The organism is Filimonas zeae (genome assembly GCF_014641615.1).
In the GTDB taxonomy this organism is placed as follows: domain Bacteria; phylum Bacteroidota; class Bacteroidia; order Chitinophagales; family Chitinophagaceae; genus Filimonas; species Filimonas zeae.
This window is the reverse complement of the sequence record NZ_BMIB01000005.1, coordinates 480,012-498,817: the sequence shown is the minus strand read 5'-3', so window position 1 is coordinate 498,817 and position 18,806 is coordinate 480,012. Positions and strand designations below refer to the sequence as shown.

Annotated in this window: 18 protein-coding genes; 7 read left to right on the top strand and 11 right to left on the bottom strand. The window is 42.3% G+C overall.

Annotated elements, in window-relative coordinates:
• The first annotated feature begins 130 nt into the window (after positions 1–130).
• Positions 131–1,558 (top strand): FAD-dependent oxidoreductase, encoded by a 1,428-nt coding sequence (locus IEY13_RS25660; protein WP_188957790.1) that lies wholly within the window; start codon positions 131–133, stop codon positions 1,556–1,558.
• Between the two features lie 53 nt (positions 1,559–1,611).
• On the opposite strand, the gene IEY13_RS25655 is transcribed toward IEY13_RS25660, so the two are convergent.
• Positions 1,612–3,078: a hypothetical protein gene (locus IEY13_RS25655; RefSeq protein WP_188957788.1), complete on the bottom strand. Its 1,467-nt coding sequence runs from the start codon at positions 3,076–3,078 to the stop codon at positions 1,612–1,614.
• 259 nt (positions 3,079–3,337) lie between these two features.
• Between IEY13_RS25655 and IEY13_RS25650 the strand changes: the two genes are divergently transcribed.
• Genes IEY13_RS25650 through IEY13_RS25625 form a run of 6 tightly spaced genes read left to right on the top strand, consistent with a single transcriptional unit; the run spans position 3,338 to position 10,098 of the window.
• Positions 3,338–3,940: a TolC family protein gene (locus IEY13_RS25650; protein ID WP_188957786.1), complete on the top strand. Its 603-nt coding sequence runs from the start codon at positions 3,338–3,340 to the stop codon at positions 3,938–3,940.
• Positions 3,940–6,057, top strand: coding sequence for an exopolysaccharide transport family protein (locus IEY13_RS25645; protein WP_188957784.1), 2,118 nt, complete (start codon positions 3,940–3,942; stop codon positions 6,055–6,057). The genes IEY13_RS25650 and IEY13_RS25645 overlap by 1 nt, the downstream gene beginning before the upstream one ends.
• Before the next feature lie 2 nt (positions 6,058–6,059).
• On the top strand, positions 6,060–7,244 hold the full coding sequence (locus IEY13_RS25640; RefSeq protein ID WP_188957782.1) for a glycosyltransferase: 1,185 nt from the start codon (positions 6,060–6,062) through the stop codon (positions 7,242–7,244).
• A gap of 12 nt (positions 7,245–7,256) precedes the next feature.
• On the top strand, positions 7,257–7,397 hold the full coding sequence (locus IEY13_RS25635) for a hypothetical protein (RefSeq protein ID WP_188957780.1): 141 nt from the start codon (positions 7,257–7,259) through the stop codon (positions 7,395–7,397).
• Positions 7,398–8,924 (top strand): O-antigen ligase family protein, encoded by a 1,527-nt coding sequence (locus IEY13_RS25630; protein WP_188957778.1) that lies wholly within the window; start codon positions 7,398–7,400, stop codon positions 8,922–8,924.
• On the top strand, positions 8,908–10,098 hold the full coding sequence (locus tag IEY13_RS25625) for a glycosyltransferase (RefSeq protein ID WP_188957776.1): 1,191 nt from the start codon (positions 8,908–8,910) through the stop codon (positions 10,096–10,098). The genes IEY13_RS25630 and IEY13_RS25625 overlap by 17 nt, the downstream gene beginning before the upstream one ends.
• Here IEY13_RS25625 and IEY13_RS25620 read toward each other — a convergent pair.
• The 10 genes from IEY13_RS25620 to IEY13_RS25575 all read right to left on the bottom strand — a co-directional run bounded on the left by IEY13_RS25620 (position 10,093) and on the right by IEY13_RS25575 (position 18,787).
• On the bottom strand, positions 10,093–10,938 hold the full coding sequence (locus tag IEY13_RS25620; RefSeq protein ID WP_188957774.1) for a glycosyltransferase family 2 protein: 846 nt from the start codon (positions 10,936–10,938) through the stop codon (positions 10,093–10,095). The genes IEY13_RS25625 and IEY13_RS25620 overlap by 6 nt on opposite strands.
• Positions 10,939–10,966: 28 nt before the next feature.
• A complete protein-coding gene (locus IEY13_RS25615) occupies positions 10,967–12,316 on the bottom strand; it encodes a flippase (protein ID WP_188957772.1) in 1,350 nt (449 codons plus the stop codon).
• 22 nt (positions 12,317–12,338) lie between these two features.
• Complete coding sequence (locus IEY13_RS25610; RefSeq protein WP_188957770.1) at positions 12,339–13,325, bottom strand: hypothetical protein; 987 nt, start codon at positions 13,323–13,325, stop codon at positions 12,339–12,341.
• A gap of 12 nt (positions 13,326–13,337) precedes the next feature.
• Complete coding sequence (locus IEY13_RS25605) at positions 13,338–14,096, bottom strand: glycosyltransferase (protein ID WP_188957768.1); 759 nt, start codon at positions 14,094–14,096, stop codon at positions 13,338–13,340.
• Positions 14,097–14,114: 18 nt separating this feature from the next.
• Positions 14,115–15,008 carry a glycosyltransferase family 8 protein gene (locus tag IEY13_RS25600; RefSeq protein WP_188957766.1) on the bottom strand — a complete coding sequence of 298 codons (894 nt, stop codon included), beginning with the start codon at positions 15,006–15,008 and terminating at the stop codon, positions 14,115–14,117.
• A 74-nt stretch (positions 15,009–15,082) separates the two neighbouring features.
• Positions 15,083–16,165: an acyltransferase family protein gene (locus IEY13_RS25595; RefSeq protein WP_188957765.1), complete on the bottom strand. Its 1,083-nt coding sequence runs from the start codon at positions 16,163–16,165 to the stop codon at positions 15,083–15,085.
• Positions 16,166–16,204: 39 nt separating this feature from the next.
• The gene (locus IEY13_RS25590) at positions 16,205–16,768 is read right to left on the bottom strand and encodes a sensor histidine kinase (RefSeq protein ID WP_188957762.1); all 564 of its coding nucleotides are present in this window, start codon (positions 16,766–16,768) and stop codon (positions 16,205–16,207) included.
• A 5-nt stretch (positions 16,769–16,773) separates the two neighbouring features.
• On the bottom strand, positions 16,774–17,106 hold the full coding sequence (locus IEY13_RS25585) for an STAS domain-containing protein (RefSeq protein ID WP_188957760.1): 333 nt from the start codon (positions 17,104–17,106) through the stop codon (positions 16,774–16,776).
• 6 nt (positions 17,107–17,112) lie between these two features.
• Positions 17,113–18,255: a fused response regulator/phosphatase gene (locus IEY13_RS25580; protein WP_188957758.1), complete on the bottom strand. Its 1,143-nt coding sequence runs from the start codon at positions 18,253–18,255 to the stop codon at positions 17,113–17,115.
• A complete protein-coding gene (locus IEY13_RS25575; RefSeq protein ID WP_188957756.1) occupies positions 18,236–18,787 on the bottom strand; it encodes a hypothetical protein in 552 nt (183 codons plus the stop codon). Before IEY13_RS25575 ends, IEY13_RS25580 begins: the two co-directional genes overlap by 20 nt.
• Between the last annotated feature and the right edge of the window lie 19 nt (positions 18,788–18,806).

The following is an 18,806-nucleotide window of genomic DNA, read 5'->3' as shown; positions in this document are numbered from 1 at the left end:
GGAATACTCCCGGGTTATAAATTTAGCAGACAACGGTATTTGCAGAAGCGCTGCATAGAATTCGAAAGTATTTAACAGAGACTTCTGCGGGGAATAGGTTAACTTCAAAGAACCTAAACCCACCCCCGTTGTGAAAATAGCAGTAATCGGCGCTGGCCCGGCAGGAATGACCGCAGCGTACCAGTTATCCAAAGAGATAGCTGATGTAGATGTATATGAAGCCTCTTCCTGTGTAGGAGGAATGGCAAAAACTATTGAACTCTGGAACCAGAAAGTGGATATTGGTCCACACAGGTTTTTCAGCAATGACAACCGGGTAAACGAAATATGGTTAGAACTGGCGGGGAAAGATTATGACATGGTGAACCGGCTTACGCGCATCTATTATAAAAAGCGCTTTTTTCACTATCCGCTCAAACCATTTAATGCGCTGGCCAATCTGGGCGTATTGGAAGCCGGGCGAAGTTTAACAAGCTATGGCGTGCAAAAATTGTTTCCTGTAAAGGACGCTTCATCGTTTGAAGGGTGGGTAACGCACCGGTTTGGCCGCAGATTATTTGAAATATTCTTCAAAACATATACTGAAAAACTTTGGGGCATTTCAACCCGCGAGCTAAATGCTGATTTTGCAGCGCAGCGCATTAAAAAGCTTTCTCTATGGGAAGCTATAAGGAACGGATTTACCAATGGAAAAGGCAATACACATAAAACCCTGGTAGACCAGTTTGCTTATCCACATGAAGGCACGGGTATTATTTACGAACGGATGGCTTCGCATGTTAAAAAGCAGGGAGGGAATATTTTTCTGTCAACGCCGGTACAGCGGGTACTTACCAGAAATAAGGAAGTTTACGCTATTCAGCTGAAGGATGGAGCGATCAGAGAATACGATCATATTATATCCTCCATGCCACTGAGCCAGCTGGCAGAACGTTTACCGGATGTACCTGAATACATTCAACATCATGCGGCTTCTCTTACTTATCGCAACACGGTTATTGTTTACCTGAATGTGCAATCTGCCCATTTGTTTCCGGACAACTGGATTTATGTGCACAGCAATGATTTGCATATGGGGCGTTTGACCAATTTCAGAAACTGGGTGCCTCAGTTATATGGCAATGAGAAAAGTACCATCTGCGCATTGGAGTACTGGTGTTATGAAAAGGACGAATTCTGGAAATGGGATGATGAGAAGCTGATTGCGTTGGGAAAAGATGAACTGGCACGTACGGGCCTTATTGGAAATGCGGCTATTACAGATGGAATGGTATACCGCATATCCCGCAGCTATCCCGTGTACAGTGCAGATTATAAAACACATCTGCAGCCGCTGGAAGCGCACTTATCTGCCATCCGGAACCTGCATGTAATAGGGCGTTACGGTGCTTTTAAGTACAATAACCAGGATCACAGCATTCTGATGGGCCGGCTGGCAGCTGAAAATATATTGAATAGGGCAGATCATAACCTATGGCAGATTAATACCGATTACGAAAGCTATCAGGAGTCGAGTGTTATTACCAAAACAGGGCTGCAAAAAGTAGCAGAAGCGTAGCCAAAACGCTAGTGTGCTTTAAACAGAGCAGCGTATGAAACGGGTGTATCAGACTATGATACATCCGCCTTTTTATTGGCCAGCAGATAGCCCAGATAAGTGCCAAAAACGAGTAAAAGGGTTATTACAAAAAGGTGATATCTGAATACGTTAGGGGCTACCGCAGAAACGAAACACAGGTTTCCCAGATAAAATGCTGTTACGGTGAGAAGTACCTGATTAAACAGCCGGGATTGCCTGCGATATCTTCCGGTAATCAGATATAGAAGACTCAGGAGAATAAATGCCGTGTTGACAACAGGAAAAAGGTATTTCCACGGTGCAAGCGCTGCTATATGCAGAGAGGCGTGCCTGTTATCTATATTTGTTGATTGATAGTTGTAAAAGCGGGCGGCCAGCTTATCTACACTATCACGTCCTTCATTGAACTGTTCATAGGCTTCCATTACCGGAAAGAAGTATCTTTTGGTATTAGGCCACACAAAATAGCGGATGTATGCCAGCGGTTGCTGCTGAATAACGGCAGCGCCAAAAGTATTATAAACAGGGCCCAGTGCTGTCCAGGTTTCAAAATATGTATCGGTGTAATTGTCCAGGGATGCATAATAATTTAAATACTGCTTCAGAGGGCTTTGCCGGTCCCATATATAACTGGCAGTTACTTCTTCTTCTTTTACCTTAAGTGAGTCTTTATCTATGAGGTAGTTAATTACAAAGTGATTAATGGTTCGCTGCTCACTGTCAAAATTGGTAGTATCAGCAGGCTGATTACGGAGTACATGAATGGCGTTGCTGGCCATTTGCCAGCCACTGAATGCAGAAAAGGTGCGGGTGCCGGTAAGCTTTTGTGTAGTATCACTGATTTTATCCATCAGTATGAAAAGAATACCAAAGCTGGCTATAGCTACTCCGGTTTTAATCCACACATTCTGTTTGCTGAAAATAAGTGCAAGTGTGGTAAAACATGGGAATATAAGGGCATTGTAACGGAGTTTAAACAGCAGCAGCAGTAATATCAGCTGGCCCAATATGTTAGCAATACCCGGCTTGTAAATAATCCATATGAGGCAGGCTATCCAGGCGGTGGTTAGGCTGCAGAAAAAGGAATCACTCAATACAAAATTGGCTGTCAGCAGGTATAACGGATTAAAAACCAGCAGGGCAAACACTATTTTTTTTAAAAAGCCGGGAAGCTTAAAAAGATAAGTACAGGTAAAAAAGAGAAACAGGTTGGCTAAAACGGCCGAAAAGTACTGCCCGGCAATTAAAGGAAGATCGGATGTGCTGAAATTATGAAAAAAACTAATAAATTCACTGTACTGAATCGGGCGGAAGCTGATAGGTTGTTGTTCAGCTGCTGCGTCGAGGTAAGTGTAAGAGTCTGCATAAAAACTAGGAAACGGAAAAAGAACCCTGAGAAGGAGTAAATACCCAACTCCTGTCAGTAAGCCAATGGTCAGTAATTGCTTGTTTACCTTTTCACGGAATAGGAAATGGTAAAAGTATTGTTGCTGTTTCATGCGAGGTGTAGAGGGTTTCAGTAAACAATGTACTCCTTTTGTAGCACATACTCCTGCGCTATTCAGTCGTTTTTAAGAAAATCAACCAATATTAAAGGGCAGTTTAAGTAAAAACTAACCTAAAATGTCCATTTTTGCAATGTGTCTTTATAATCAGTATCTTATCAAAATGAAATTCAGTATGCTAAACCGGCTGGCATGTGTTTCTGTGCTTCTATTTAGCCTGGCCTTACCCTCAACTATACGTGCCCAGGAGTCAATGATGCCCGACGTGGACTATAAGTTGCTGGATAAGCTTATCCAGATTGCTAAAACCAATTATCCCCGTGTTCAGATGTATGGCCACAAACTTACTGCGGCTGAAATTAACGTAAAACGGATGCGGTTGGCTTGGTTTGAAGTGCTCAGTTTCAACTATTTATATAGTCCTAACAACAGTACAACCATTGTGAATCCCAATCTTTTGAATGGTTATCAGATAGGTGTAAACCTGAACCTGGGCAATCTTTTGCAAAAAGGACCTACCGTTAAAATGGCGAGAGAGGAAATGTACGTAGCACAGAATGATTATTCTGAATACTTATTAACGCTGCAGGCACTGGTAAAGCAGCGTTATTTCCTGTATGTGCAAACCCTTACTATGGTTAGGGTGCGAACAAAATCAACCACCGACGCTGAAACTTCGCTGAAAGATGCGAAATACAAATACGAAAAGGGAGAAGTCACATTGCAGGAATATAATACAGTGGTAACGTTCATGGCCAACCAGGTATCCGCAAAAATTGATGCAGAAGGTGCTTTTTTAGGTGCCAAAGCTGGTTTGGAAGAATTATTAGGTAAAACTCTGGAAGAAATAAACTAATGGAAATCTTAAAATTTTTATCCGCACTCTATCGCAGAAGATTTCTGCTGGTAATTATTCCACTGGCAACTGTTATTATTACCTATATGCTGGTACGGTATTTACCTGACAGCTATATTTCCAAGTCGGACATTGCTACTGGTATTACCGATCATACACAGCAATTACCGGGTACGCCTGATGCACAGGAAAGCCAGATTAACCAGGAATTTAATAACCTGATTCAGCTGGTACTGCTTAAGAAAACGATTGATCAGGTATCTTATCAGCTGATAATACATGATCTGGCAACCGATACGCCTTTCCGCAAACCAAGTAAGGTGCTGGAAGAATATACTCCGGAAGAAAAGAAAGAAGCGCTGGCATCGTTCCGGAAATTGTACGAAGAACGGTCTGAGATGACTCCTACAGATAAGCACCGTAAAAAGTTATATACCCTGCTGAAGTCTATGAAATATGATGACGAATCATTAAGGGGCAAGATTACGGTGTATCGTGTTAATACGAGTGACTATATACGCATAGAGGCACAGGCGGAAGATGTAAATCTGGCCCCCTACATAGCCAATACACTTACCAATGAATTTATTACCAGTTATACTTTTATGTTAAAGGGCAACCGTTTAAAAACCAGCGATTGGTTATACAGGTTGCTGACCGAGAAGATGGCTGCTATGCAGGCCAAGATGGTAGAACTGAAGAACTACAAGATCAAGAACAGGGTATTGAATCTGGATGAACAAGCCAAGGTAGTTTATGGCCAGATAGGAGATTTTGAAACACGGCGTGAACTGAATACCCGCGATATGCAGGGTTACACAGCGGTTATTAACGCTATTAATAACAAGTTTTCAGCTACTGACAGAAAGTATCTGGAGGCTACACAATCGCAAATCAACAATGATATTCTGGGAAGCAAGGCCGAACTGACCAGGCTTAATGAAGCCTATATCCGCAGCAATTTTGATGGCCGCTTCCGTAAAAGCATCGATTCTGTACGGGCTATTATTGAAGAGCAGATTAAAACCTCTTCTGATAAGTATATCTATAATCCTATGGCGGCGAAAGCCAACCTGGTGAATGAAAAAATAAGGGCAGAGGTGGAGTTGGAGCTTTCGCGTACCAATCAGTCTTTAATTACAGAAGAATTGCGTCGCCTGGAAAGTAAATTGAATGGGTTGGTGCCACACGAAGCGTTTGTAAAAGATTATGAAACTGCTATAGATGTAGCATCAAGAGAGTATCTTGAAATTCTGGAAAAGTGGAATGAGTTTAACCTGAATGGAGACGCTTCTGTAAAGCTGAAGCAGGTACAGGCAGCTATTCCCGGAGATGCACAACCGTCAAAAAAAATGCTGCTGATTCTGCTTTCTGCAATCATCAGTTTTGTGTTCTGTGTGGCTATCATCTTTGTACTATACATTACTGATAACTCTGTGCAGGATGCAAAGCAACTGGCTGATCGCACCGGTGCACCTGTATTGGCGCCCATTGAGTCGCTGAAAAACGGAACGTTGGATCTGAAGCAAATATGGCTGAGCTCCGGCACGGACATGCAGGTGTTTAAAAACCAGCTCCGGATGCTGCGTCATGAACTGGAAGAAGCGATGGGAGAAGGGAAATTGCTTGCTATTACCAGCGTAAAGGCGGAGGAAGGTAAAAGCTTTCTGGCCATTAACATGGCCTATGCCTGGTCTATGGCTAATAAAAAGGTACTACTGATTGATGGTAATTTTGGCAGTCCCAATACCACTAATCTGATTAAGCCTGCTGTTATGCTGGAAGATATTCTGGCGGGTAAAGCTGCTTTACCTGTGCCACAGGAGAATGGCGTAGTGGTAATAGGAAATAAAGGCAGCGATGCTTCACTTCCTGAGATGGCTGCTAAAGAAGTGATTCAGGAAAAGGTAACTGCATTAAAAGCATTGTTTGATGTTATAATTGTAGATACGGCAGCTATGGAAGCCATGGAAAAGCCGAAAGAGTGGATGCCCGTAACTGATAGCCTGGTGGCTGTTTTTGAAGCAGGTAACCCTATTAACAGTTTTGTAAAACCCCATATTCAATATTTAACCCAGCAGGAACAATTTGTTGGCTGGATTTTAAATAAAGCATAAATATGCCTTTAACTCTTATAAGCATTTTATGGATAATACTGCAGGTGCTGATTGGCTATCACCTGGTGATGCCGGTACTTATGTACATAGCTCATCTGCTTTTTATCAGACATAAAACCCTCCCGCAAGCCCTTAAAGAATCTGATTACGGTATTATTGTAACCGCGTATGAGCAGACGAATACGTTGCCTGCTGTAGTACGTTCATTGCTGCAGTTGAACTACAGCAATTACATGATATATATAGTGGCAGACAAGTGTGATGTATCTGATTTACATTTTAATGATGAGCGTGTAGTTGTGCTGCGGCCACCGGAAACACTGGCCAGTAATACACGTTCTCATTTCTATGCTATCCATAGATTCGTGAGGGCGCACGACAGGCTTACCATTATTGATAGTGATAACCTAGCGCATCCTGACTATCTGAAAGAGCTGGATGTGTTTTTTAACAATGGCTTTCGTGCTGTTCAGGGAGTACGTATGGCTAAGAACCTGAATACTACTTATGCCTGCCTGGATGCAGCCAGAGACATTTATTACCATTATTACGATGGAAAGATATTGTTTGAACTGGGTTCTTCTGCCACATTGGCCGGCTCCGGTATGGCGTTTGAAACAGCTTTATACCGGGAGTGCCTGGAGCATAACGATGTAACAGGGGCGGGTTTTGACAAAGTATTACAGGCAGCTATTGTTAAAAAGAATATTCAGATTGCATTTGCGGAAAAGGCGTTGGTGTACGACGAAAAAACATCCGAATCTGCACAGCTGGTAAACCAGCGGGCACGCTGGATTAATACCTGGTTTAAATATTTTGGTTACGGTTTTTCTATTCTGGGCTATGGACTTAAGAACATGAGCCGTAATCAGCTGTTATTTGGCCTGGTATTGCTGAGGCCGCCGTTGTTTATCTTCCTGATACTTTCGGGGTTGTTTCTTTTTATAAATATATGGCTATCGGTAAGCGCTGTAATCATCTGGGCAGTGGCCTTACTGTTGTTTGTAGCGGGGTTTGGCATTGCGCTTGCCCTTTCGCACACAGATAAACGTATTTACAGGTCGCTGGTGAATATTCCAAAGTTTATGTTCTTCCAGGTGTTGTCGCTTCTGAGAGCGCGAACAGCCAACAAACGTTCTGTGGCTACTACACATTATCATTCATCGGAAATTGAAGATATCAGTTAAATGTGAGCATGTATGAGAGTGAATCCGGGTAAAACGAATATATGGGCAACGAAGGATGTTGAAGAAAAGGAAATTCCTGTTCAGGGTAAGGCTGCCATTGCATTGGCTTGTATTATGCTGTTTGGCTTTTTCATCAAAATCCTTTTCATTTAGATGAAGACCTTGCCTACTATACCTGTAAAGAATACAGATGAAGCCATCAGGCAGGCGCGCGTTCCTTTGCTGGAAAGAACCTGGCTGCTTGTTGCTGCAATGTGTTTTAGCGCAGTTGTTGCCGCTTTTTTAGTGGCAAAGGGAGGTGTTGCAGGAGCGGTAATGGGCGTGATTGCATTGGCTGCCGGCCCCATAGTGTGGGGTGTTGTAGTTTATCCCATGTTTGGGATAGTGATGTTGCTGGTGGCTGCCTATGCTATCATGTGGGTGATGCGTATGGGCATTACCACTTTTCCGCTGGGTACATTGATGGATGGAATGGAGTTACTGTTGTTTATTGGTATGTTGTTGAAACAGCGTAAACGGAAGGACTGGACCTTTTTGAGAAGCCCTATCAGCATCATGATATTTGTTTGGGTGTTTTTTAACCTGCTGGAATTTTTAAATCCGGCAGCAGCTTCACGAATGGCATGGATGTATACCATCCGGAGTGTTGCCATGGTAATGCTGATGTACTTTGTATTTATGTACAACATTACCACTGTGAAAATGGTAAAATTCCTGATTAAGCTGTGGTTGGGATTATCTCTGTTTGGGGCTTTATATGCTTTCAGACAGGAGTATGTTGGATTTTTCGATTTTGAGATGCGGTCGCTCGATGATCCTCAGCTGGTTTCGCTGTATTTTATTAACGGGATGTGGCGTAAGTTTTCCATTTTCAATGATCCGGTAGTATACGCCTATAATATGGTAATCAGTTCACTGGTGTGTATTGCGCTGATCTGGAGTAAGGCTACCTCTACGAAGAATAAAATTATACTGGGTGTAATGACGCTGATATTTCTGAAGGCCATGCTTTTTTCCGGAACCCGCGGAGCTTATGTACTGATTCCTTTTGCGCTTGCAGTATTTATTGTAATGAACTTTACAAAGAAAATGGTGCCTTTTGCCGTTTTTGCCGCACTGGCGTTTGTAACCTTGCTCAAAATGCCAACCGGCAACCCTTCCATTCAACGGTTTCAATCGGCGTTTGCGCCTTCTGATGATGCTTCTTATAATGTAAGAAAATATAACCAGAAGCGTATACAGCCGTATATTTTAAGCCATCCTATGGGTGGTGGGTTGGGAGCAACGGGAGCGTGGGGTGCCAGGTTTGCACCAGACTCTTTCCTTGCCAGCTTTCCACCGGATAGTGGTTTTATAAGGGTAGCGGTAGAGATGGGATGGCTTGGATTGCTTATTTTCTGTACACTGTTGTTTATTATTTTAAAAACAGGAATTACCAATTTCTATTTAATTCAGGATCCGGAACTGAAGGGCTATTGCCTGGCTATGTTACTGGTACTGTTTGCGCTGGTGCTGGGAAATTATCCGCAGGAAGCGCTGGTACAGTTTCCTACCAATATCATGTTCTATATGGTTGTAGCGTTAATTAATATTACTTATCGCCTCGACCGTGAAAAGCGTATGCCGGCACCCCTGCCTGCAGGCAATAAAAAACAATCCACCCATGCCTTTAAAAAATAAAACAATTGTTATTGTGAGTCTGATGCGTTTTGATGCACTGGCCTCTACTAACTACACCATTGCCCGTTACCTGGCCAGAAACAATCAGGTATTTTATGTAGATAACCCATTTACGCTTACAGACTGGCTGCGGCTGAGAAAAACGCCGGAATATGCCCGTCGTAAGCATGCTTTTTCGCCGTTTGCAACCGGGCTTAGCAACACAGAGGATAAAAACCTGAAGGTGGTTATTCCTATGCCTGTTTTGCCACTTAATTTTTTGCCGGAAGGTAAGTTATACCGCAGTTTGTTAAAGCTGAATGAATGGATGGTGGCAAGGCGTATAAAGAAGGTATTGCGTAAGCAGAAAGCTGAAGCCACTGTTTATATTAATTCTTTCAATTTTCATTTACCCGGGGTAGGACAGCGGCTGAAGCCGAAGTTGAAGGTATATCATTGTGTAGACCCCATTATCGTACCTTTTGATCAGAAACATGGACTGGTTTCGGAAAAACAGATAGTAGAGCAAAGTGATGTGGTTATTTGTACCAGTAAACAGTTATATGCCGACAAAATTAAACTGAATCCGCAGTCATTCTTTGTACCCAATGCAGCAGATAGTACGCATAGCAGCAAAGCGTTAGATGTAGCGTTACCTGTACATGAAAGCTTACGGAATATACCTGCACCGGTAATAGGTTACCTGGGGGCAATTGAACGCAGGATGGATTATCCATTACTGCAAAAAGTAGTTGAAATCAACCCTGATAAGAGTTTTGTTTTTGCAGGACCTGTGGATGCAGGATTTGTTCCGGACTGGATGAAAGAAACAAAAAACGTATATCTGACGGGCAAGGTGAGCTATAACGAGATGCCAGGCGTTATTAAAGGGTTTGATGTTGCATTAATACCTTTTAAAAAGGATGAAGTAAGCAATACCATTTTCCCTTTGAAATTGTTTGAATATCTGGGGGCAGGCAAGCCAGTAGTGGCCACCAACTTTAATGATGACCTGAAAGAGTTTACCGGAGATATTGTAGCTTACTGTAAAGATGCGGATGCTTTTTCGGCTGCGATAGAAAAGGCTTTACAGCAGGGGCCGGAATATCTGCAGCAGCGTATTTCAGTAGCTGCTGCAAATACCTGGGATAAACGGGGGGAAGACTTTTCCAACATTCTGGAAAAGGTCTTATAGCTTTTCTATTTCTTTAGGGGCTTTCCGGTGCAGGTTAAAGAAAAAGCCTTTTGCCTCTTTGGCAATACGGTTGGTAATTACCTTCACCAGAGAGCCTTCTTTTTGCAGGGTTCTTGGTCCTGTCCATGCTCTTGCTTTGTTGGCTTTTACCTGTTTTACTTTGCCATATTGCATCATACCGTAAGTAAGACGTCCGTCCTCACCTCTTACATTTTTCATTACATACCCTACTTTCAAACCGGCTTCTTTCAGATAGCCCATACTGATACCATAGGTATTGAGATAAGGCCTGTTGATGTGTCGGTAACCGGCAATAACATCCTTCATTCTTTCCATCAGGGCCAGTTGCCAACGCGGAAAACCCGGTTCGCTGATAAAAGAATAGCGGCCATATACACATACAACCTCTGGCTGGGTTAATACCATCATCATCTCTTCTACCCAGCAATCCGGATAAAAGCAATCCGCATCTGCCAGCAGTATGTATTTACCGTGCGCATTCTCCTGACCCATCTGCCTGGCGGGGCCGGGCCCCTGGATAGGTTGAAATACAGAACGTACATGCAGCTTATTTAAAGTATCTTGTGTACGGTCTGCTGAATTATTATTTACTACCAGTATTTCATAAGGGATACTGGTTTTCATGTTGGCTAATGTGGCAATACAGCGTAAAACGTTTACCTCCTCATTCCAGGCAGCAATCATAATTGTTACTACCGGACTATCTGATAGTTTCTGATCGAGCAACTGGTTAATACCGGAAAAAACAGATTCCGGTACTTCTTCTAACTTTTCGTAAGGAAGCTGGTATTGTTTAAGCCATGCAGGGTTTTGTAACATGTTGAATCTTTTAACGGTTATAAACTGATTACCCATGTGGTGTTTTAAATAACCGGGGCTTCACATATTTGTTATAGAACTCAGGATAAAAAGCCACCGCATGCCTGAAAGTATTGAGCGTATTTACGTTCAGCAGTTTTTTCAATATAGTCTGGGCTATAATAAAGGCTATAAGATTAGAAGTAAGCGTTGCATATGCTGCACCTATAGCGCCGTACTTGTGAATCAGCAAATAGTTCAGGCTCAGGTTCAGGATGGCTGTAAATAATACCAGTAAAAAGGTAAGTTTGGGCTTTCCTATGGAGTCCAGTATAGTTCCGAATTGCCTGCCGAAGGGTACAAGAATGCAGTAGAAGATAATGATCTTTACAATAGGAATTGTATCGTTATAGCCATCCCCGGCAATGATATGCACAATTTGTGTTGGGAAAACATATAGAATAAGCAGGCAGGGGAGTAGAATTGCCAGCAATACCCCTACTGATTTTTCGTACAGGTATTTAATAGCCTCGGTGCCATCTGTAGCCATGCGTCTTGCACTTTGCGGAAAAACTATCATGGCAATAGCATTGGTAGGAATATCTACCAGGTTCATAATTCTCACAGCTACGTTAAAGGAGGCGGAGGCGGCTGTTGATAGTAAGGCTCCCAGCATCATCTGATCTATTGTGCTGGAAAGAATAGAACTTATGGAGGTGCCAAAAGCAAATTTACCATATGCGAAAAGCCGTTTCATTTCTTCCCATTTGGGCTTGAAAGGAAATGTCAGAATCTTTCTTATCAGCAGATATTCCACCCCGGTAGCTACTGCGGCACTTACTGCCTGCATAAATACCATATGCAGCAAATTCATGGGCCAGCGAAGAAAATAGGATACAGCTATGTACACAAAGAATAAGCCCTGGCGTATAAAGTTGGTGATGAAGATACCCTTGAACCGGAAGTTGGCCTGTTCTATCCAGTGAAACTGAGACAGCAGACCTGAAAACAGATATACCAGATTGGAGGCAAGGAACATGGAAAACAGTTCCGGTGAATGCCATAATCTGGATAAATAGCCTGCAAGGCTCATGTTTACTACCATGCAAAGTAAAGTGAGTAACCCATTCATCAGAAATGAAGAAGAAAGGATAGCGGGATGCTCCTCTTTTTCGCTGAAGGAAAGAAACTTAATCAGTGCATTCTGAATAAGTCCGCTCCGTATCATTTCAAAAATGGTGGTGGTGGAAGTAAACAATATCCATGCGCCAAAGCTGTGCTTGTCAAGCACACGCACCATAAAATAAAATCCGCCAAAACCGAAGAGTACGCTTGATAGATTCTGTATCAGAATCAGTACGCCCGATTTTAGCCAGTATGAATCGTTTTTTTCTTTCATAAGGGGGGATGGCTGTAATGCGTTACGGAATGAAATTGCCAACTACGAACTGCTTTACGTCTTCATCTGATTTTGCGTGAAGGATAGTGGCATCCGAGAACCGTGGATATAGTTTTTGAAAGCATTTGAAATGGTGTTCCGGCCCCTTTTTGGAAAGTATCAGGTTGATGCCTCCAAAATAGCTGGCCAGTGTAGCCGTGCCACCGTGTACTGAAATAAAACGGTCGCAATTGGCATACACCATCAGTTGAAAATGGTTAAAATTATTAGCCTTGCCTTTGTTCTCCGCATACAAATCCTCCATCAATAAAACATGGGGATACTGCTCTCTCAGCCAGTCATACTCTGCCATATCATAGATGTCGCTGTTATCCATGGTAATATTCTGAGGCCTTGGTCTGTTATATACAATGGTGTAGTAAGGGCTCAGCTTTTCTATAATAAAGGCCAGCATTTCAACGCTGTAAAAGCTGATGGGTGGACCATCCCACTCACTGTTATAGCGATTGGCTATCATCAGCAATGGTTTGTCATACACATATATCCGGTTGGCATATACTTCCTTCAGAGGTACCTGAAGCCATTTATGTATATCGTAGTCCTGGCTGTACAGGATGCGTGGAATTTCGTAGTTATAATTTCCGCTGGTTACACGGGTATTAGTAATCTCTTCGTGGTTTTCTGAAAAGAAATACAGCTCTTTGGTATAAGAGGAAGATTTAGTCTGGTTCAGGGTGCCGTTTTTATAATGCCAGTAAGCGAAAGGCAATACAAACTGCAGCTCTGGTGCAAACTCTCCTGTAAAGGTGACCGTTTTGTAAGGCTTTTTTATAAAAACATAATCTTTGAACAGGTACTTCAACTGAACGAGGCGGCAGTAATACGTATCCCTGTAATAGTACATATGTTCAGGGGCTATATGTCGGCCATGTCTTATCCTAACCAACAGGCTTAATACCTTATTGGTTAGTCTTAACAAAACCGATTGTTTCTTACGTGCTGCACTCATGGAACTGGATTTCTAAAAAAAGTAGTCGACGTTGAACCGGAAATACCTGTAGCCATGCCGGGACAGGGTTATAAATACGTTTTCGCTTTCCCGCCAGAAGTTTCTTTTTACAGTACTGGGTTCTGCAGACGAATTACGCTGATCAAACAGACCGGTGAAATTATCATAGTACAAAGCTTTTCCTTTGTGTTTCAGAAAAGACATCATCATTTTGTACTCTGTAGCTTCTACTTTCAACCCTTCGGGGTAACGTCCGAATTTGCTGAAGAAAGAGGTTCTGCGTAAGTGCGGATGGTCGCTATAGTAATAGAACTTTTTATAACCGGGATACCAGGGCTTGAATACCATTTCAGAGAAACCTTCTTTGACAGGCTTGAGATAAGGATACTTGAAATAGGCGTAAAAACGCACCATGTCAGCGTCTTTATCCTGCTCCAGCAAAGAAACAGCGGTAGGAAAAGAGGTTACAAACTGAGGCAACGGCACAAAATCTTCCTGCACATATAATGTATAGGGAGTTGTTACCGCATCCTGGCCTTTATTAATATTATTCCCCAGCCCTTTATTAACCGGGGTGGTAATTAAACGGAAATTGTAAACCGGCTGGATGGTTTGTATATAGTCCAGATGCTCTTTTTTACTGCCATCGTCAGAAACAACAATGTCTTCAAAACTGCATCCCAGTTCCCGGAAGGTTTTTAACAAACGCTCCAGAGAACTGCTTCTGTTGTAGTGAGTAATAAGTAAGGTAATTCCTGTAAAATGTTGCATGATTGATGGTTACTTGATTTATCTGGAAAGGAATCCCTTTACTAATTTTTTCGCTTTGTTAAATGCCTTGCGTGATAATCTGCGGAAGTCGCTTACCGGCTTATGGTTTTTCCATGGCGTAAGACGGAGGTATTTATAGAACTCGTCCTGGTAGTCTTTATTACAGTTGTACGATTTGAAGATGGGTTTGATATCCAGGAAGTGAATGATATAAGGATCTTTTCTGTCCAGTACCGCAAAGGAGTTCCAGCCTCTGTCTAATACATGCCATTTGTTGGCCAGTGTAATGTTCAGACCATACTGGTCAGGGAAATTAGCGGAAGACAGGTTGTCATGTATGGATTTAATTACCTTGTTAGTAATATCCTCTTCACGCCATTTGAAAGCATCAATCACCATCATGCCGGCGTTGAAGTATTTGGTATCAGGGGCAAAACCCAGCTCTTTATAGTTTTGTACACCACCCCATTCGCTGGCAAAAATCTCTGCCAGATCGGGTACTGCTCCAAACAGATTACCGTTTAAATCTGTATGCCAAAGTTTGGAAATATCTGTGAGTACCAGCATATCCACGTCCAGATAAATTACTTTTTTAACATCGCGGGGAATGATATAAGGTGCAAACAGACGTAAGTAGGTGGTAAGCGGAAAAGCTGATTTATCTACCGGCATCTTAACGTCCGGAGGAATTACATCATTGGTTTTAAACCAATAAAGGCTTGTCATGGCAGGATTTACCTGTGACTGCAGCTTTTTCTTGCTTGAAGGCGATATACCATCATCGATTACATACACATCAATCTTCTCAGAGGTTTTATGATTTACCTCGATGGATTTCAATAATGCGGACAGCAGAATCGCATAGTGATTATCTGTCGCAACAACGATGGAAATTTTGTCTTCCTGGGGCATACTAATAAGGGGATTAATGGTTGTAAAATTAAAGCAATAACTGCTTTGTTACACTTGATATATTTTTCTAATTTTTATTTAAGGTCCTTAAATCTAAGCTCTATATTCCTATAGGTCCATCCTGCTGCAATATAGATGATATAGAAATTGAGTATGAAGAGATAACTATATGCTGAAGGTTGAAAGTGCAGCAGGCGGATAAAAAGAATATTAAAAAGGCTGATAAAAAGGGCATGGATCATATACACCGAATAGGAATACATACCCAGGCTTTTCAGAAAATTGACTTTTTTAAGTCCGGCTGAAACAAAGCCTTTTTCAAATGCGAATACAAAAACGGCTATGAAAAAGAGGATATCATACAAATAACCGGCTTCTTTCAGCTTATTGGCCATACAAACACTTGCAATAATGGCAATAAGGCAGGCAGGTTCGGCAACATGAAAAATGATATTACTGCTGTCTTTTACTGCATCATACCGGGCCTGGAAGAAATTAAAGCAGAGTACTCCGGTAAAAAAGCCTGCTATGCCACGCAAAAAACCGAAGTCGTAACTCCACGTAAGCAATCCACTGCCGGTTGCGATAGCGGTAATAGCTACTGCTGTTACAATAAGAAAGCTGTATACCAGATTCCGTTTTTTAAAGGCGCCTGAAGCACTTACAGCAAACACCGCTATTGCAAACAGCAGATAACTGATCATTTCTGCACTGATTGACCAGCTGGGGATATTCCAGCTTACATCTGTAACACCGGGTAGTTTAACAGAATTTAGCAGAAACAGAGAGGATAAAAATGTAATGAGGTTGTTATTGGGATTATTGAGGTTATTAACGTGAATGTAGTTTACCAGATAATGTTTGCCTGCCTCTACAATAAGAAAAGCTATCAGCATTATCAGGTGCAGGGGATATACTCTGAAAAATCTCTTTTTGATGAATTGACTGATATCGGTTTTAGAGTTAATTCTGTGTTGGTAAGTATAGGCAATTACAAAGCCGCTGAGTACGAAAAAGAAATCTACAAAGAGGTCTGAATTCCGGATAAACTCATTGTTCAGTATCGCCGTTTCGGCAAAAGGGCTGAGGTGAAAAAAGACAACCATGGCAGAAAAGATACCGCGAAAGATATCTAATACGTCAAAACGAGTTTTCATGCAGGAATTGATATTCGATAAAGATATTCAATAATGCGTTCAGAACTCAATTGACGCGGTAAAAATATTGGCTTTTGTGGCTGGCTGGTATTCGTAAGTGAAGGCTTGTGTGGAAAGGGCAATCATCAAAAGGCCGAAATGTTCGTTCAGTGAAGGTATGTTAATGAGTGCATCCGGGTTTTGCCAGGCATAAAAGCTGGCTGTTCCGGTGTCGTTGATGCTCAGCGATAGCGCGTTCAGGTCATCTTCGTACACGGTATATCTGTGGTTACAATGCTCTGCTGGTATAGGCCATACCAGCGAAGGTCTTTTATCATTGGCTGGGAAATGCATGGGGGCGCAGTCATCCTGCCTTATCAGTTGCATACCATCGGACGTAATAGTAACGCGCAAAAGTGTGGTGGCTGATTCCTGAGTATGTTTGATAGTGTTGGTGAGCAGTTCAGACACTATAACCCTTAATTTGAAAAGCACCACATCTGCTTCAGCAGGTGCCAGGGGCAGATGTGCACTTACTGTATTGCTGAGGTCGCTGATAAAAACGGGCAGGTCTACCTGACTATCTACGGTAAAAGTGGCTGTATACAAAGGTGTTTCCGGCACTACCTCTAATTTTGAATCGCTTCTTCAAAGCTGTTATAAATAGAGAATACCTTGTCTATCCGGATAAGATGCATCAGGTTGTGAATGTCTTTTTGCAGAGAAATAAGGGATATGTCTGCCTGTTTGGCTATAGCATACTTGAGGCAGGATACCAGTGCGCCCAGGAAAGAGCTATCTATGTAAGCTACTTTCTCAAAGCTGATAACAATGCGCTTTTCGCCTTTGTCAAGCAGTTGCGTAATGGCTGATTTAAACTCTTCTGCGTTGTTAAGGCTGGCTTCTGCCGGCTGTATAGTAACCAGTAAATGGCCCTTTTTTTCTTCCGTTGAGATAATCATATTGGATTATTTTTTCTGTATAAAAATAAGACTGCAATCGTCTACCTGCGCTTCTGGCGTAAAGCGTTTGGTGAAAGCGGTTTTCATAAATATAAAGCTGTTTTCTCTGATAACACAGGGAGCTATCAGATCAACAAAACCGTTATAGTTACTGTGTTTGCCGGTTTCGTCCCTGAAGTCGGTCATTCCATCACTAAAGATTAATAAAATATCATCTTTTTGCATATGGATCTGTTGCTCTTCATAACGGCCATCTTTCATAAGGCCGGGAAGCAACCCGCTGGATTCTACTTTTTCTGTTTTGCCTGTAGCGCATTTGTGGTGCAGCAAAGGCAAATCGCCTGCTCCGGCGTATTTGATTGTCTGCGTTTCATTATCAATCATTACCAGCGAAATGCTAGACAGCACATCGTGTAACACTTCATCGTAGCAGATGACATTGTTTATTTTTTCCAGAATGCGAGCGGGGGAGTATACCTGGTCAATAATACATATACGTATAGCTGAGCGTACGTAGCTGAGGAAGCCGAAGCTGAAAAACCAGGCCTGCCATTTCTTACCCATTACATCTCCCAGAACCAGAAAAGTATATCTTTCGTGGGTGCCTATGAAGTCTATGAAATCGCCACCGGGATAGTCCTGAAATGGCTTATGCCAGAAATTGATATTAAAGCCTTTCAGTTGCGGAGGGCCGTCTGGCACTGATTTTATGTTGAGGGCGTTGGCAGCCTTTTTCAATTCTTCAGTATTCAGTTCCTGCGTCTGATGCACGGTATGAATAATGTTGTCGATTTTAGAAGTTAACACCGGAAAAGGTGTTTGCTTGTCAATAAAATCAACAGCCTGCATGCCCAGGCCTTCCATAATCATTCCATCGCTGGAGTGTGCGGTAAGGAATACAAAAGGGATGTGTGCGAACTTTTTGTTGGTAAGCAGCTTTTGTCTGAAGTCGAACCCGTTCATACCGGGCATTTCATAATCAGACAGGATAATCTCAGGAATCTGTTGTTCCAGCAGGGTAAGTGCAGATGAAGGGGAACTGGCTAAGATGCAATCGTAGCCGGCCCTGCTGAAATGCTTATCCAGCAGCTTTAAAAAAAGCTCGTTGTCTTCTACAATGAGGATTTTTTTAACGGGCGCGCTTGTCATTTTTCTGGCTCTTAAAAACGTTTATTAAAAGGTACACGCCGCACAGCACAATTAACAGGGATATTACATCCATAATGGTTATCCCGTCATCTGTAGTAAAATAGAACAGGGTAAACATTTCAAAATAGGGCGGAGCAGGCATTACAATCATTCCCATTCCCAATACAATAAGGGTAAAGCCAATTAATCCCAGTACAATGCGGCTCAGCAGCGATCTTTTGATATAAGCGCTGGAAACCTTACTGTCAATGGGATTGGTAGTTAATAAAAGGCTCAGGTTATCAAGCATTTCCTCCCTGGAAAGATTGGGGTCGTCTAACTGGCGGAAAGCTTCAATAGACTCTTTATTGCTGGTATTGGTGTCTACGGCATTATTAAACTTTTGCTGTAAGGACTGAATAGTATCACTGTCGAGCTCAGTTTCAGAAAGCAGTTGAACCAACTCATCCAGCTTCTGATTAATTTCAGAAGAGCGTGAGTTGACCTGCTGCAGGTCAAAAATTTGTTGTTCTATGCGTTTCTTTGTGCTCAAGTTTAAATACTTTCACTCA